17 protein-coding genes are annotated in these 16,417 nt (G+C 56.9%); 12 read left to right on the forward strand and 5 right to left on the reverse strand.

Annotated features, from left to right (window positions below):
- Positions 1-152: 152 nt before the first annotated feature.
- The 5 genes from PI739_RS08760 to yghU form a co-directional block, all read right to left on the reverse strand.
- Positions 153-1,040, reverse strand: coding sequence for a polyprenyl synthetase family protein (locus PI739_RS08760; protein WP_010407759.1), 888 nt, complete (start codon positions 1,038-1,040; stop codon positions 153-155).
- Complete coding sequence (locus PI739_RS08765) at positions 1,037-1,282, reverse strand: exodeoxyribonuclease VII small subunit (RefSeq protein ID WP_054986038.1); 246 nt, start codon at positions 1,280-1,282, stop codon at positions 1,037-1,039. Before PI739_RS08765 ends, PI739_RS08760 begins: the two co-directional genes overlap by 4 nt.
- 102 nt (positions 1,283-1,384) lie before the next feature.
- Positions 1,385-2,551, reverse strand: a complete 1,167-nt coding sequence (metC, locus tag PI739_RS08770; RefSeq protein WP_271351716.1) for a cystathionine beta-lyase — start codon at positions 2,549-2,551, stop codon at positions 1,385-1,387.
- Positions 2,552-2,629: 78 nt separating this feature from the next.
- On the reverse strand, positions 2,630-3,646 hold the full coding sequence (locus tag PI739_RS08775) for a PDDEXK nuclease domain-containing protein (RefSeq protein WP_054081315.1): 1,017 nt from the start codon (positions 3,644-3,646) through the stop codon (positions 2,630-2,632).
- 202 nt (positions 3,647-3,848) lie between these two features.
- Complete coding sequence (gene yghU, locus PI739_RS08780; protein ID WP_003431904.1) at positions 3,849-4,691, reverse strand: glutathione-dependent disulfide-bond oxidoreductase; 843 nt, start codon at positions 4,689-4,691, stop codon at positions 3,849-3,851.
- A 306-nt stretch (positions 4,692-4,997) separates the two neighbouring features.
- On the opposite strand from yghU, the gene PI739_RS08785 reads away from it, so the two are divergent.
- The 12 genes from PI739_RS08785 to PI739_RS08840 all read left to right on the forward strand — a co-directional run bounded on the left by PI739_RS08785 (position 4,998) and on the right by PI739_RS08840 (position 16,411).
- The gene (locus tag PI739_RS08785) at positions 4,998-5,774 is read left to right on the forward strand and encodes an ABC transporter permease (RefSeq protein WP_003366380.1); all 777 of its coding nucleotides are present in this window, start codon (positions 4,998-5,000) and stop codon (positions 5,772-5,774) included.
- Positions 5,771-6,475, forward strand: a complete 705-nt coding sequence (locus PI739_RS08790; protein WP_271351717.1) for an ABC transporter ATP-binding protein — start codon at positions 5,771-5,773, stop codon at positions 6,473-6,475. The genes PI739_RS08785 and PI739_RS08790 overlap by 4 nt, the downstream gene beginning before the upstream one ends.
- Positions 6,476-6,541: 66 nt before the next feature.
- Positions 6,542-7,303 (forward strand): glycosyltransferase family 2 protein, encoded by a 762-nt coding sequence (locus tag PI739_RS08795; protein WP_003431902.1) that lies wholly within the window; start codon positions 6,542-6,544, stop codon positions 7,301-7,303.
- Position 7,304: 1 nt separating this feature from the next.
- Positions 7,305-7,919 (forward strand): PI-PLC domain-containing protein, encoded by a 615-nt coding sequence (locus tag PI739_RS08800; protein WP_003431900.1) that lies wholly within the window; start codon positions 7,305-7,307, stop codon positions 7,917-7,919.
- A 7-nt stretch (positions 7,920-7,926) separates the two neighbouring features.
- Complete coding sequence (locus PI739_RS08805; protein WP_003366391.1) at positions 7,927-8,565, forward strand: HAD family hydrolase; 639 nt, start codon at positions 7,927-7,929, stop codon at positions 8,563-8,565.
- Positions 8,562-9,293: a glycosyltransferase family 2 protein gene (locus PI739_RS08810; protein WP_003431897.1), complete on the forward strand. Its 732-nt coding sequence runs from the start codon at positions 8,562-8,564 to the stop codon at positions 9,291-9,293. The genes PI739_RS08805 and PI739_RS08810 overlap by 4 nt, the downstream gene beginning before the upstream one ends.
- Positions 9,290-9,610 carry a hypothetical protein gene (locus PI739_RS08815; protein WP_003431896.1) on the forward strand — a complete coding sequence of 107 codons (321 nt, stop codon included), beginning with the start codon at positions 9,290-9,292 and terminating at the stop codon, positions 9,608-9,610. The genes PI739_RS08810 and PI739_RS08815 overlap by 4 nt, the downstream gene beginning before the upstream one ends.
- Before the next feature lie 2 nt (positions 9,611-9,612).
- On the forward strand, positions 9,613-11,388 hold the full coding sequence (locus tag PI739_RS08820; protein ID WP_054081316.1) for a hypothetical protein: 1,776 nt from the start codon (positions 9,613-9,615) through the stop codon (positions 11,386-11,388).
- Positions 11,385-11,990 (forward strand): hypothetical protein, encoded by a 606-nt coding sequence (locus PI739_RS08825; RefSeq protein ID WP_054081317.1) that lies wholly within the window; start codon positions 11,385-11,387, stop codon positions 11,988-11,990. Before PI739_RS08820 ends, PI739_RS08825 begins: the two co-directional genes overlap by 4 nt.
- Positions 11,991-12,044: 54 nt before the next feature.
- A complete protein-coding gene (locus tag PI739_RS08830) occupies positions 12,045-13,088 on the forward strand; it encodes a WavE lipopolysaccharide synthesis family protein (RefSeq protein WP_054081318.1) in 1,044 nt (347 codons plus the stop codon).
- A 192-nt stretch (positions 13,089-13,280) separates the two neighbouring features.
- Positions 13,281-15,560: an autotransporter family protein gene (locus PI739_RS08835; RefSeq protein ID WP_003431887.1), complete on the forward strand. Its 2,280-nt coding sequence runs from the start codon at positions 13,281-13,283 to the stop codon at positions 15,558-15,560.
- On the forward strand, positions 15,560-16,411 hold the full coding sequence (locus PI739_RS08840) for an alpha/beta hydrolase (RefSeq protein WP_054081319.1): 852 nt from the start codon (positions 15,560-15,562) through the stop codon (positions 16,409-16,411). The genes PI739_RS08835 and PI739_RS08840 overlap by 1 nt, the downstream gene beginning before the upstream one ends.
- Positions 16,412-16,417 lie beyond the last annotated feature (6 nt).

Here is a 16,417-nt window from a genome sequence, read left to right on the forward strand (position 1 = left end):
GTTATAAGTAAAAGAGGCGGCAGTTTACCTTATGCATCGCACGCTGCCCATGAAGTGAGTCGGCGGATGACCTGCCGACTGACATGTGTACTCACTGAGACCACGGTGACGCGTGGTTGATTCAGCGGATTTTCCGGTTCGGGTGACAGTGATCAGTGGCGACGTTCGACGATGTAGCGTGCCAGCTGGCGCAACGGCTCTGCGGCGGCATCGAACGGGCTCAGTGCCTGCAGCGCCTGATCACGCAGTTCCAGTGCGTAGTGTTTGGCCGCTTCCAGGCCCAGCAGCGCCGGGTAGGTCGGCTTGTCGCGGGCGATGTCGGCGCCCTGGCGCTTGCCGAGGGTCGCGGTATCGCTTTCGACATCGAGAATGTCGTCCTGAACCTGAAACGCCAGACCTATTGCACGCGCGTAGACCTGTAGGGCATCGAGGCGGGGCTGATCGGCGTGACCGCTGGCCAGTGCGCCAAGGCGGACGCTGGCTTCGATCAATGCACCGGTCTTGTGGCGATGCATGTATTCCAGCGCCGCCTGATCGAGCTTCAGCCCCACTGAACCCAGATCGATAGCCTGGCCACCCACCATGCCCGCCGGTCCGGCCGCCGTCGCGAGGGCGGTGACCATCTGCAGACGCGTCTCGGCATCGCGCGACGTCAGGTGAGGGGCGAGCAGGGCGGTGAAGGCCAGGCTTTGCAGGCCGTCACCGGCGAGGATCGCGCAGGCTTCATCGAAGGCCTTGTGTGTGGTTGGCTGGCCGCGACGCAAGTCGTCGTCGTCCATTGCCGGCAAATCGTCATGGACCAGCGAGTAGGCATGAATCAGTTCAACGGCACAGGCGGCGCCGTTGGCATCCTCGGCTACACCGCCCAGTGCTTCGCAGGCGGCATACGCGAGCAGCGGGCGTACGCGCTTGCCGCCGTTCATCACGCTGTAGCGCATGGCTTCGTAGAGGCGTTCGAGCTCAGGGCCCGGGGCCTTGAACAGCCCATCGAGTGCTGCGTTGACGCGAGTCTGGCTTTGCGCTTGATAGCTCGCGATCATTCGGGGAGTTCCGCATCGTCGAACGGCTCTTCGCTGAGCTCGCCATCGCGTTCCAGCAATACCTGAACCTTCTGCTCGGCGTGGGTGAGGGCGCTCTGGCAGTCGCGGGTCAGGCGTACACCTTGCTCGAAGGCGGTCAGGGAGTCTTCCAGCGACAACTCGCCATTTTCCAGCCGCTCTACCAGCGCTTGCAGATCAGCGAGTGACTGTTCGAAATCCAGTGCAGCTTTCTTGCGGGCCATAAGGGCATTTCCGGTAGAGGTTAAACCGCGCGACACTAGCAGAGCGTTGGCGTCTGGGCAAATTGCGGCGACGGACCTGCGCTCTTCAAGCGACTGCAGGGGTCAACCTGCCGCGAATCCGTTGCGCAGATCCGCGATCAGGTCTTCCGGGCTTTCCAGGCCGACCTGCAGCCGCAGCATCGGGCCGCTACCGCGCTCGGGACCGTGTTGTTCGACTTCCGTGATCAAGCTTTCAAAACCACCCCAGGAGTAGCCGACGCCGAACAGTTTCAACGCGCCGGTAAAGCGATCCAGCACCTGCCGGTCAACGGTGTTGAATTCAAAACTGAGCAAGCCGTTGCAGCCATGGAAGTCGCGCTTCCAGATCGAGTGGCCCGGATCGTCCGGCAACGCGGGATACAGCACGCGGGCAACCTGGGGCTGAGTCTGCAGCCATTGTGCGATCTGCAGCGCGTGACGCTCATGCATGGCCATGCGCGCCGCCAGACTGCGGGCGCCACGCAGCACCAGATAGGCATCGTCGGGGCTGACGGTATTGCCCACGGCGGTGCTCATGGTTTTCAGGGTATGCCAGTGCGCTTCGGTGGTGCTGACGCTGCCCATCATCACGTCGGAGTGGCCGGCCACGTACTTGGTCAGGGCCATCAGCGAAATGTCCGCGCCCAGCTCCAGCGGCTTGTACAGCACCCCCGAGCCCCAGGAGTTATCCACAGCCAGCAGCAGATTCCTTGCTTTGCACAGCTGTGACAGGGATGGCAGGTCACACATGTCGAATGTCAGCGAGCCGGGCACCTCGGCATAGATCATCCGGGTGTTGGCCTTGATCAGCGATTCCACGTTACTGCCGTTGGCCGCGTAGAAATCGAACGGGATGTTGAAGGCGGTCAGCATGGTTTTCGCCAGCCGCCGAACAGGACCATAGACCGATTCGGTGATCAGGACATGATCGCCAGGGCGTAGAAACGATTGAAACATCTGCGCCACTGCGGCCAGCCCGGTCGGGTACAGGCAGGTGCCGTGTGCACCTTCGAGCTCGGAGATCAGGTCCTGCAAGGCAAACGCAGTCGGGTTGCCGTTGGCACCGTAAGTCAGCGAGCGCTCCGGTCCTGCGGTGCGAATTTCCGCCTGCCGCAAGCTTTCCAGACTGTCGAACAGCACCGTACTGAGGCGCACGACGGGTGGGTTGACCGCAATCCCCGGCCCGCTGGCAGCACTGCGACCGCGTTGCGACAGGGCGGTGTGGGCACGAGGGTCTTTGTCTTGCGGCATTGGAGGCTCCGGGTGAAAAGGCTTGCAGGCTGCGGCTCAGGTACCCGCAAGCGTAATGCATCGTGCGCCTGGCAGGTATCACTGATCGTTCAACACAGCGCTCGCGTAGAACTCATGCAGTTTCGCTTGCAGTAACTGTCTGTCCGGCAGGCGGGTCTGGTACTCGGCAATCAACGCGGGTGAAAGCGAGCGGTTCAGAGCGTACTCGACGACTTCGTCGTTTTTGCTGGCGCAGAGTAAGACGCCAATGGCCGGGTTTTCATGGGGTTTGCGTTCGTTGCGGTCCAGCGCTTCCAGGTAAAAGTCCAGTTTGCCGAGGTATTCGGGCTCAAAGCGGCCGACCTTGAGCTCAATGGCAACGAGGCAATTGAGGCCTCGATGGAAAAACAGCAGATCCAGAGCAAAGTCCTGGCTGCCGACCTGCAGCGCGTACTCGGAGCCGACAAAACAGAAGTCGCGGCCTAGCTCGATCAGAAAGTCCCTCAGGCGTTTCAACAAACCGCCATGCAGGTCCGCTTCGGCGTGCCCCGGTGGCAGCTCCAGAAACTCCACCATGTAGGCATCACGGAATATATCCAGTGCGGCCGGCCGGGTTTCCTTGAGCATCGCCGAGGCTTTGGCTGGCTGGGTGACAGTTCGCTCGAATAGAGCGTTCTTGAATTGGCGCTCAAGTTCGCGACTGGACCACTTTTCCCTGATTGCCATACGCAGATAAAACTCACGCTCTTCGGGGCGCTTGCTTTGACTGAAGATGATCAGGTGATGGGTCCACGGCAATTGTGTCAGCACCGCTGACACTACCTCATCGTCGCGGTAGACCTCAAAGAATTGGCGCATGCGAAACAGATTACGACGTGTGAAACCACGCAGTCCTGGCTGGGTGGTGGCCAGATGTTCGGCAAGCTGGGTGACCACCGCGTCACCCCATTCAGTGTTTTCAAGCTTGCGACTGATGTAAGCGCCGACTTGCCAGTAAAGCTCGATCAATTGCGTGTTCACCGCCTGTGCGGCCTGCTGTCGAGCGCTCCGGATCATGGCGAGCACTTCATCAAAGCGATCATGTACAGGCGTATGCGGTGTGTTGGGAGTACTCATACTGAAAGTACTCCACTGCGTGGCAACCTGATGGGCGATTGCGAGCGAAAGTCTGGAAGAACGGTTGTTCGGCTCATAAAGGCGCGTCCTTGGGCGGTGGTTAAGGTCGGCTACTTTACGTGCAGATCAGGACGTTCTGTTCCAGAGTTTCCTGTGGGTTTGTAGCATCAGGTTTCTGTCCGCGAAGGACTTGACGTGTGCCTTATTTATCCAGATCGGATGCCTGATGCCGCTCCGGAACCTGATCGGCTTCTTCGCCCCAGGTGCGATTGATCTTCTGGCCTTTGATAACGGACGGGCGTGCGGCGATCTCTTCCGTCCAGCGAATCAGGTTCGGGTATTCGTGTACCGAGAGGAATTCGGCAGCCGAATACACTTTGTTCCGCACCAGCGCGCCATACCATGGCCAGACCGCGATATCGGCAATCGTGTAGGTATCGCCAGCCAGGTAGCGATGCTCGCCCAGGCGGCGGTTGAGCACATCGAGTTGGCGCTTGGCCTCCATCGCGAAACGGTTGATGGGGTATTCGAGTTTCTCGGGCGCGTAGGCATAGAAATGCCCGAAACCGCCACCCAGATAAGGCGCAGCGCCCATCTGCCAGAACAGCCAGTTCAGCGTTTCGGTACGGCCTGCCGGGTCGGCCGGCAGGAAGCTGGAAAACTTCTCAGCCAGGTACAGCAGGATAGAGCCGGACTCGAATACCCGAACAGGTGTTTCATGGCTTCGGTCCAGCAATGCCGGGATCTTGGAATTGGGATTGATCTCGACAAAGCCGCTGGAGAACTGATCGCCCTCGGAGATGCGGATCAGCCAGGCATCGTATTCCGCGCCGCTGTGCCCGAGCGCCAGCAGCTCTTCGAGCATGATCGTGACCTTTACACCGTTGGGTGTGGCCAGTGAATAAAGCTGCAGCGGGTGTTTGCCGACCGGCAGCTCCTTGTCGTGCGTGGGGCCGGCGACGGGCCGGTTGATGCTGGCGAACGTGCCGCCCGCTTTTGTTTCCTGGTGCCAGACCTTCGGCGGAGTGTAGGGCGTTTGCGTCATGAGAAGCCTCGCTTGTTCAAGGGGGATCGCTGGACCGGTCGTGTTGCAAAGGACCGTTGACGTTATAGATCAACGCGCGTGCAGGGAAGTGCCTTGCGATCGTGAACGAGTGTAGCGAGGGGCTCAGTTCGCTGCCGTTGGTAGCTTGTGGAATATTCCCACAGGAACTAAGGCGGCGTCCTATAGCTGTAGCTGGGTAAAAGAAGAGAACATGTGTTCGCAGCGTGAGGCCATAAGGTTATCCATTTATGATCTTGGTTGTCAAAGTCGCTCTCTCTGATTTACCTATTAATAGCTGGATACCGTATGCCGTCTTTCTGCAGTCCGGGCGTGATGAAGTGGCGTGACCTGATCATCAATCTTGTTTCCAAGGAAATAAAAATCCGTTACATGGGTGCAACGTTGGGTTTTGTCTGGTCGTTGGGTAACCCATTGGTTGTCACGCTCACGTATTACACGGTGTTCACTTATATTCTGCCCAGTAGTCAGGACCGCTTTGCGCTGCACCTGGTGACAGGGGTTGTCCATTGGATGCTTCTGGCACAAATTGTTTCGCAAAGCGGAGAGTGGCTGATCAATAACGGCAACCTCATTCGAAAGTTGCGTTTTCCCCGTCTGTTGTTACCCATTTCCGGGGCGCTGGCCATCGTCGTTTTCTGGGCCGGCTGCATGCTCGTCTATGCATCGCTATTTACCATGCTGGGCGGTGTCTTTTCGCGTGCACTGTTGTTTTATCCGATTGTGCTGATCGCATTCATGGCATTGATCATGGGCGTTGGTCTGGCACTCAGCGTCATCCAGGTCACCGTACGGGATGCCAAGCACTTCACCGATGTGTTTCTACCCTTGTTGTTCTGGCTCACACCCATCGTATGGGTGACCTCATCGCTGCCCGACGGTGTCGCCCGCATTGCGGCCTATAACCCGGTAGGCCTGTACTTCAACAGTTTTACCAGCATTCTGCATGCCGGAATCGTTCCCGAGCCCCGTGATTTGCTGCTGTGCGTGTTCATGGGCGCTGCGTCGCTGCTGGTGGGCCTGTTGATGTTCAGGAAGGTGGACCGCGTGGTGGAATATCTATGAGTCGCGTCGTCATCAAGGCAGAGAACCTTACCAAACAGTTTGTTCTGCGCCATAACAGAGGCGGTTTGAAGAAGAAGTTTCTGGGGCTGTTTGACACTCGATATCGTGAGCGTGCCGAAACATTCACGGCAGTCAGTGATGTCTCGTTCACCTTGCACAAAGGTGAGTCGCTTGCACTGGTGGGGCATAACGGTTCAGGTAAAAGTACCTTGTTGCAACTGGTCTCACGCATTCTTGTGCCCACCAGTGGGCGGCTGACCAGTGTGGGGCGAGTAGCACCGCTAATCGAAATAGGAGTGGGTTTTCACCCTGAACTGACCGGCGAGGAAAATATCTACCTCAATGCCAGTCTGTTTGGATTGAGTAACAAGGAAGTGCGTTCGCGCTTCAACGAGATTGTCGATTTTTCCGGGTTGGGAAACTTCATCGATACACCGGTAAAGAACTATTCGTCAGGCATGTACATGAGGCTGGGTTTTTCAGTTGCCGTTCATGTCGAGCCTCAGACATTACTGGCTGACGAAGTTCTTGCGGTAGGGGACGAAGAGTTCAAGCGCAAATGCCACGAACGAATTCGCATGATGCAGGATGACGGGATGACCTTGATTCTTGTTACCCACGCAGTAGAAGAAGGTAAAGAGTTTTGCCAGCGTTACTTGACGCTCGAGCGTGGCCGGATGACCGAGCAGGGTTATTACTGATTCATTGTTTCGTGATGCCATGCTTCCAGTCAACTTGGCCATCACTCAATTCATAAAGGTATTTCCATGTTGCAAATTATCGTTCCGATGGCCGGGGCCGGGAGTCGCTTTGCGGTTGCGGGCTACACCGACCCCAAACCGTTGATCCCTGTACATGGTGTACCGATGATCAAGGTCGTGATCGACAACCTGACGCCGAAGTGCCCGCACAGATTCATCTTTATCTGTCAGTCGGAACAGGTCGCACGTTACGGGCTGAGGGAAAGACTGAATGCCTGGGCGCCCGGCTGCGAGATCGTCGAGCTCGGCGGCCTGACCGGGGGCGCTGCGTGCTCGGTGTATGCAGCGCGGCACCTGCTCGACGACAGCCAGCAAGTGATGATTGCCAACAGCGACCAGTACGTCGATGTGGATATAAACGCCTATCTGCAGGCAATGAGCGAGAGCGATGCAGAGGGTTTGATCATGACCATGAAAGCCAACGATCCGAAATGGTCTTTCGTTGGCTTCAGTGCAGCAGGCCTGATCGACCGTGTGGTGGAAAAGGAGGTTATCTCTGACGAGGCCACTGTCGGCATCTATAACTTTCGCCGCGCAGGTCAACTGATATCGGCCATTGAGGCGATGGTCGCGAAAGATCTTCGCGTCAACGGCGAGTTCTATGTCGCACCGGTTTACAACGAGCTCATCGGGCAGGGCGCCAGGGTCATTCATTACAGCATTGGTGCAGAAGGTCATGGCATGTATGGCCTGGGCATCCCGGCAGACCTCAACCAGTTCCTGTCGTTGCCGCTGAGCAGGCAGGCAGCCTCGGGAAAAGAGGCCTGACATGCAGATCATCAGCCATCGCGGCTATTGGCTGCAAAGGCCGCAGCGCAATCTGCCCGAAGCCTTTCATCGATCATTCGACCTTGGCTTCGGCACCGAAACCGATGTCCGTGATGTGGCTGGCCAGTTGGTCATCTCCCACGACATGCCTGCAGGCGGCGAGCTGACGCTGGACGGCCTGCTCGACATCATGGCGGGCCGCAACCTGCCTCTGGCCATCAACGTCAAGGCGGATGGCCTGGCACAGGCTCTCGCTGCAACCTTCGCCCGTTACGGCCATACCAACTGGTTCGCCTTCGATATGGCGGTGCCGGACATGCGGAGTTACCTCAACGCCAACCTCACCACTTACACCCGTCTCAGCGATGTAGAGCCGTCGCCAGCCTGGCTCAAACAGGCTGCAGGCGTCTGGCTTGACGGTTTTGAGGGTGAGTGGTTTTCCAACCAGATCATTGGCGATCTTCTTTCCCTGGGCAAGCAGGTTTGTGTGGTGTCACCCGAATTGCACGGGCGTGGTCATGGCGCCCTGTGGCAGCAATTGCTCGAGTTCAGGTCGCAGGACCGTTTGATGCTGTGTACTGATCTTCCCGCAGACGCAGCCACTTTCTTCACGTGAGGCAATCATGATCAAGGCAGTGATTTTCGATATGGACGGTGTTCTTATCGACGCCAAGGAATGGCATTACAACGCACTCAACAGAGCGCTCAGCCTGTTCGGTTACAACATCAGTCGCCACGAACACCTCACCGCCTACGACGGTCTGCCCACCTCGCGCAAACTCGACATGCTGAGTGTCGAACGCGACCTGCCGGTTGCGTTGCACGCCTTCATCAACGAGATGAAGCAGCAGTACACCATGGAGATTGTTTACGCCCAGTGCAAACCGACCTTTGTGCATCAGTACGCGTTGTCATCACTGAAAACGCTGGGTTACAAGCTGGCAGTGGCGTCCAACTCCATTCGCAACACCGTGGAGGTCATGATGAACAGGGCGGATCTAGACCGATACCTCGATCTGCGGCTCTCCAACGAAGACGTCAAGCATGCCAAACCAGCGCCGGATATCTACACCAAGGCCATCAGCCAACTGGGTCTTCAGCCTGAAGAATGCCTCATCGTCGAGGACAACGAGAATGGCATCAAGGCCGCCAGAGACTCAGGCGCACATGTTCTGGTCGTGGCTGAAACCTGCGATGTAAACCTCAATAACATTCTTGGCAAAGTTGAACAGATCAACTTCGACAAGGCGGCAGTCCTGTGAGCGCGTTGAATATCATTCTTCTGACCGGCAGGCAGACAGAGGCGCCGCATGATGAGGGCGAGTACCCGCACTACCTGTGCGAACATAAAGGCAAGCCGCTGATTCATACGCTGATAGACAACTGCGCAGTACTTCAGCCGCGCAGGATGATCTGCACATTCTCGAACAACGATATCGCCCGGCTGCACCTTCGCAACATGGTCCCGCAAATGCACCCGTCGGCCAGTGTTCTACCGGTCCACAACATCACCCGTGGTGCGGCTTGCACAGCGCTTCTGGCGAGCGAAGAAATCGACAACGATGACGAACTGCTGATTCTCAGCGTCAGCGACTTTCTGGATATCCAGCTGCTGGATGCAGTGCGTGCGTTTCGGCAACGTCATGAGGATGCCGGAGTGGTCATCTTCAATTCTCTGCACCCTCGTTATTCATTCGCGCGCCTGGACAGCGACTGCCGGGTTATCGAAGCAGCCGAAAAGAACCCGATCAGCTCAAACGCCATTGCCGGTGTGTACTGGTTCAAGTCCGGCTCGCTATTCGTATCGGCGGCCAAGGAGATGATTCGCAAGGACGCCAGGGTCAACGACAACTTCTACATAGCCCCCGCTCTCAATGAGCTGGTGCTGTTGCAGAAGAAGATCGGCGCCTACCGGATCGAACCCAATCAGTACCGGCCACTGAAAACCGACAGTCAGCTCCACGCTTTCGAAGCAGGAGAGATACGATGAAAACGGCAAGACTGGAAGACATGGTCAAAGGCTGGTTCGTGGGTGGATTCGAACCTGCAGTTTTCAGTACCGAGTCCTGTGAGGTCGGGGTCAAGACCTACAAGGCAGGTGAAAAGGAAGTGGCTCATTACCACAAGGTCGCCACCGAGATAACCGTACTCATTGCCGGGTCGGTCAACATGCGCGATCAGGTCTGGCATGCCGGCGACATCATCGTTCTGGAACCGGGCGATATCACGGCGTTCGAAGCGCTCACCGATGCGACCACCGTTGTCGTGAAGGTGCCGGGTGCGCTTGCTGACAAGTACGTCGTCTGACCATGAAAACGACCCATCTCCAGCACCACCCAAGCCTCGGTTACATAGCGGCGGGCAGTCTGCGCAGCCTCCCGGTGGGGCTACTGCTGCCCCATGAGTGCTCCAGCTTCATCTCGTTCCGCGCGCATCCGTTTCGCAAGCCTGAACGGGTGATCAGGAAACTGCATGCCGCACGGCGTCCGTTGTGCTTGTATGGGGCGGGTAGCTACTGTTTTTATGGTGTTCAGAGTGATTCACCGCTGTCTCCGCTGCTGCTGTGGGACGGTGCGCACTTTCTGAATGTTGGCGAAAAGATCACGGTTATCGAAGACACGCCAATCGAGTGTTATCTGGATCGTGATTACTTTGCCGGCTCGCTCAAGGTCATTGCGCGTTCGGCCAACTCGGTCACTTACAGGAAAGTATCCAGGCTGACTGCGGAATCTAACGACGATCTCGACAGCTGGACCTTCGGTATTCCTGTCGGTCCAGGCGACGCCACTGTTCTCAATGCCGTCGTGAAGCGCATTCTGGAAATTGACATCCCGCACAAGGAGATACTGCTGTGCGGCACACCGGGAAGTAATTTCGCCTATTTCGACAAGGTCCGCATCGTGGGGGATGACATCACGGCCCCGCCCGTGCAGATCTGCAAGAAGAAAAACCGTCTCGCACTGGAGGCCAGACACAGCAATCTGGTGATCCTGCACGACCGCGTCTTTCTGCCAAAACACTTCGGGGAAGTTGTCCGCCGCTTTGGCCCGCGCTATCCGTTGATGACCTTGCAAAGCATGTTCTTCGATAACCGAATCAGCATGCACCCGCGTCGCTACTCGGATTACGGCATGGCCATGGACGAGGTCGCTCAGGGGCTGCTGGGGCTGCACCGCACCAGCGGTAATGCTCAGTCCATTGCGCCGTCAATATTCCCGGACGTCGACCGGACCGGGTTCTGTTTCGCCAGCCCGATGCGCTACAACAGTGACGCCAGCTACCCGACAGGCAGCCTCTACATTTGTCGCAAGGATGTCTGGAATGCCTGCCCGCTGGACGAGTCCCTGCACTGGGTGGAGTACGAAGACATCGAGCATGCGTTGCGAGCGTCGCGCGCGGGTATTCCAAACCGTATCAATCCCTTTGGCATCACTCAGTCGGTGACCTCCCGGGCGCTGCTGGGTGGCAATGCTCCGGTCGAATCCGTTGGCGGATGTCTCGGAATATCCGGGCCTTGTTATGTGTCCCTGCTGGAAAAGAAACCTCTTTTGAACCTGTCTGCCGAGACCGCACTGGCCAGATTGCGGCAGTTCGCTGACAAATACCTGGCCAATCCGTCGGCGGTCGTTATTCCAACCGGTCTTGTTCATCTCCCTGTTCGAGCCTGGATCGAACTGATCGATAATGTAGTGCAGCAGTCCACGTTCAAAAACGACAGTGAGACGGTCAGAGCGTTTATCAACGACTTCGAGAGGCTCGTGTTGCTCGACCAGCTACCGAGCATGCGTCAGGAGTTTCTGGTCAATCGCTTCCTCACAGACCCTGTGCTGGCCAAACAGACACTGATCACACAGAGCTGCGAGGTGCGCAATATGTTGCGTCAACGCGGCAGGCAGACCTGGTTTGCTCGCCAGCAGGATGATTACTTTCACCACAACCTTCTGTCGCTCCCCGGCATTTTGATTTCGGCCATTCGGGCTTATCGAAACAACGGGAAAATTTTCTATTTTGAAAGCCTGTGGGCTGCTGTGAAGGCCATCTACAACTCGACTCCCTTTATGTCCTACAGCAAGGGGGCGAAGTGAAGGTATTCGTCGTTTCTCATTTGAGCGCCAGCAACGCCAGCCATCAGTTGATCTGTCAGTTGGCGCGCATTCAGCACGAGCATAGGAAGACCGTTCCCGTCCTTGTGATTGATGACCGTTACAACCTGACCGAACTACCCGCCAGCGATTCATCGACCGAACACGCTTTGTTCAGCCTGGATGATTTTCTTCACTGCAATGCTGTAAGCGGCATCGTGGCAAACAGAGTTGCCCAGCACATGGATAAAGTCGAAAGCGACTGGGTGCTGATCGATTTTGGCCAGCATGACTCTGCTACCTGCATGGACTTCATCCAGAAAATTGCTCGCTACAACTATCTGAGCACCAAGCTGCGAAAGCGAAACCTCGTGATCATGGTGCCCGCCATGCACCTGGGCATTTATTCGCGAACCCTCAATGCGTCGTTCAACAATTTGCCGGCAAGCACAACAGCCTCAGCCCGTTCCGTTCAGATTGGCAGGCTGTTCATGGTCACTCGTCTTGAAAGAGTACTGATAAGTCTTCCATTGCTGGCGGGCATCCTGCGTCGAATGCGGCGTGTTGCTCTGCGCGTCTTTCGGCGTGTTGCAAGATCCCATTGACCGCTCTGCCGCTAGCCGTCGGTAGCAGGCGCTTCTCATTACAAGGTTAAACACATGCCTCATCTTGTGGCCGTCGACTCCAGAAAAATCAGCGTGGTTATTCAGGGGCCCCTGTATCGCAACCTGAGTTCCAAACGAAATATCTTCGCCTGCATCGTATCGATCCGGACGCACCTGCCAGATGCCGAAATCATCGTTTCGACCTGGCGTCATGAAGATACGTCCGATGTGAAGGCGGACCAGATCGTCATGTCGGATGATCCGGGTGCCTTCGTTGATGACGCCGGTAATCAGATCAACATCAATCGCATGCTGCGGTCGACGCTATGCGGTATTCAAAGCGCTTCAAGACCCTATGTCATGAAAATGCGCGCCGATCACAACCTGACCAGCGCTGCACTGGCTGTCATAGGTCAGTCCGATGATACCGAGCCGGGCGAGACACAGCTGTTCGACACGCCCATCACCACCACGACGCTTTATATTCGCGACCCTGAACGGTTGCCGATGTTGTTCCACATATCGGATCTCGTTCAATTCGGCACGCGCGAAGCAATGCTCGCCATGTGGGAGCAACCACTGTTCGAAAGGGACACGCTTTTCAACGACAGGCCGTCTCGCAACCCGTTTGGCAACTTCATTGGCTACACGTCCGCGCGCCTGGTGAGCGAGCAGGCACTGATGCTGGGTGTCATGCGCAGGAAGGGCATCGACGCCCGGCTCGCACGACCCTGCGAGGTAGGGCTGAGCAACCTGAAGTTATGGGACAACGTCTTGAGACGCAACTTCAGAGTCCTCAACCACTGCGAGGCTGGCGTCGACTTCCCGGAACGTTTTCTGACCAGCCCCCGCGTACTGACCACACTCTACAAAGCCTCTGCGATAGAGCAATTGCAAAGGCTCGACCCGAAGGGTTACAGGCTGAGAATAGCGCGCATCTGGCTCAATCAATACCTGCTGACCTGCCTGCGCCCCGGCTGGTGGGTGTCCTTTGCGACCATCGTACTGTTCAGCACCTCGCCGACTCTTGCGAAGCGCGTTCGCTCGTACTGGCGCACGCTGAGGAACGTGGCGCATGCGGAGTCGTATCGGGTCTAGCAATCTGACCCGAGTGCTTAAACGATCTTAACGAAGTGTAACTGTATCGATAATATTTGATGTTATTTCAAGTCGGTTACTTTATTCTCGCCGCGCTCTTCTGTGTGGCCAATCGCCACTTTTTGCTGCGGCATGTTCTCGCTACGCATGGAAGCGCCCCCCCCACATAAGGAATGAATCGTGAACTCTGTGATGTTTCGCAAGACCCTTCTCGCCATGGCTGTAGCTGCAACTGCTGTTCCTGCTTTTGCTGAAACAGTCGAACTGACCAACGCTGGTTATAAAAGCGAGGGTCAGACCCATACCGGCAACCTTGAGATCAACGGTGCCTATACGGGGAGTGCGGTTAAAGATGCGATTCAGCTAAGTGGTTCGACCATTGAAAAGAACCTGATCCTCAACGCGAATATCAGCGGTTCCGGCACCTTTGCCAATGGTGAAGTAGTCAAAGGCATCAGCCTTGAGGGCGGCAAGATTAGCGGCAACGTTATCAACCGAGGTCTGGTTGACGTTACTGGTCAAGGCGCGACGGCCCTGGATGTCGCCACGAGTCTGAGATATTTCGAAAACCATGGCGGCCTCTCCGCTAGCGGCGCGGGATCTCAAGGTCTTCGAATCGACGGGGCCACCATGATAGGCAATAGTGCGGACATAACCAACACCGGGACGATCCGCGGCGAGAGCGCTGCTATTGTGATGGGCACCACTAAGTTCTCTATGATCGGCGCTCAGCCTTGGTACATCGAACGAGGCGACTTCAATATCTATAACGAAGGTTCGATCATTTCTGCTGACAGGGCCATCGACGCTTCTGGAAGCAATCGTCCGATCGAGCTGATCCTGAGAAAGGGCAGCATCGTTGTCGGTAACCTGATCGACGTGAGCAATATCGAGCTGGAAGGGGATACTTCCTTCACGGGTACTGACAGCCGTAAAGATGGCTACAATATTCGCCTGAAGAGCGGCGGATCGGTTTACGTTGGTGGCACCTCCGACAGTCCTACTACCATGACTTTCGAGTCCGCACACAGCAGCATTGGCGGCGATCTGTATGTCGACGGCAATTCGGCGCTCGGTCTGAATCTGAGTAAGGCCACTGATGCTAAAACCGCGGTGCTGAAAGTTACCGGCACTACTCAGTTCGAACCGGGAGCGCAAGTAAAGCTCGCAGCCAAGGGTGACGACTTCAATGCCAACGGCACTGCTTACACGCTTATCGAATCAGGCAAGATCGAACTGCTGACCAAGGATGGAAGCGCGGTCGACCCTGCTGGCAAACTGGATGTAGTCAGTACCTCGGCGCTGCTTAAAATCGACAGCTATACCGTTGACGGCAAAGACGTTGTGGCTGTGGTCACCGCCAAGGGCAAGGAAGAGGTCGCTCAGGTAGTTGCCAACAACGGTGGCTCAGTCAATGAACAGACCACACTGGTCAATCTGACCGGCGACAGCATCATCAGCAAGCTGAACGACAGTGATGCGTTCAAACAGCTTTTGTTGAACGCTGACGGTGGGCAGCTCGCCAAGCTGGCCTCTCAGCTATCGCCGGAGGTCAACGGCGGGGCCAGAAGCGCCGCTACTACCAGCCAGGGCCTGATCAGCAACGTGACTGGCAGCCGCACCAGCTCGATACGCGGTGCTTCTTCTGGTGAGAGCTTCAAAAATGCAGGTGTCTGGGTCCAGTCGCTTTACAGCGACGCCACTCAAGGCCAGCGTGACGGGATTGCGGGCTATAACGCGTACAGCAGCGGAATTGCGGTGGGCGCCGACGGCAAACTCAACGACAACCTGACGCTGGGGCTGGCCTACAGCTTCATCAATACCGACGTGAATGGCAAAAGTGGTAACAAAACCGAAGTCGACAGCCATGCATTCACACTGTACGGCGGCTTCGAACAAGGCAATTACTTTGTCGATACAAGCCTGACTTACGGCCTCAATGACAACCAGGGCAAACGCAGCATTGCAGGTACGCGTGCCAAGGCAGATTACGACAGTGACCTGCTGGGCCTGAATCTGGTGGGTGGTTACACCTATCACGTCAACCCGCAAGTATTGGTCGAACCACGCCTGGCGGCGCGTTACAGCCAAGTGAACATCGACGGCTATCGTGAGAAAGGCTCGTCGGCTGCGTTAAAGGTTGAAGACCAGCGTTATGAAACCATTGAGCTGGGTGCAGGCATGCGCGTGGCTGGCAGTTTCCTCGTGGGCGCAGGAACGCTGGAGCCACAAGCCAAACTGATGGCTTACCACGACTTCGCCGCCGACGAAGCGCAGAGCACGTCCACCTTTCTGCTCGGCAGTACACCGTTTGTTACCAGCGGCGCCAAGGCCGTGCGTGACAGTTACGAAGCGGGTGTGGGTGCCGATTACAAACTGGGGGCCGTCACACTGGGCGTCAACTACGACTACATCGGTAAATCGGGCTTCGATGCCGATGTGTTCTCTGCAAAAGTGCGTTACGACTTTTGATGTGGAGTTACCGCCTTGGTCGAAAACGCTTGGGCGGTACCCTTGCAGTCGTGATGGCGCTGCTGTTGAGCGGAGCCATCGCCGGTTGTCAGTCGCCGCGCGCTGATCTACAGCAATTGGCCGACCAGCATGGCCGACAGATGCAGATTCTGTCGGCACAGCCCTTTCCACTGGCGGCGCTGTTACCGCCAGAGACCTTCAGAGCGAACCGTCTGCGGGTCTATCTGGAAGGCGACGGTCATGCCTGGGCCACCGCCACTCAACCCAGTCTCGACCCGAGCCCACGTAAGCTCCTCGTGCCGCAGCTGGCAGTCAACGACCCGACGCCCAGCGCCTATCTGGCACGACCATGCCAATTCATCACGGCCCCGGCCTGCAACGCTGCCCTCTGGACCAATCGCCGTTTCTCCCAGGCAGTGGTCACCAGCCTCAGCAGTGCGCTGGACCAGATGAAACAACGTTACGGTAATAACGAGTTCGAGCTGATTGGTTATTCAGGCGGCGCAACCCTCGCGTTGCTACTGGCTGGACAACGAAACGACATCACCCGGATCCAGACCATCGCTGGCAATCTGGCCCCGAATCAGTGGACAGCACTAAAAGGACTTTCGCCTCTCAATGGATCGTTGGACCCACTCGATTACATTCAGCGCCTGGCATTGATACCTCAGCGTCACTTGTCGGGCACGCGTGACGAAATGATCCCGACTGAACTGGCAAAGGGTTACAGCAGGCAACTGGGCAACGGTGCGTGCAGCCAACTGATTATCGTCTCGGGGCCGAGTCACGAAGACGGTTGGGAACAGGTCTGGAAGCTGTGGAGAGGGCGGGACGTAGTAGGCTGTCCGTGATCGTCC

This window comes from Pseudomonas cerasi (assembly GCF_027983475.1).
GTDB lineage: Bacteria > Pseudomonadota > Gammaproteobacteria > Pseudomonadales > Pseudomonadaceae > Aquipseudomonas > Aquipseudomonas cerasi.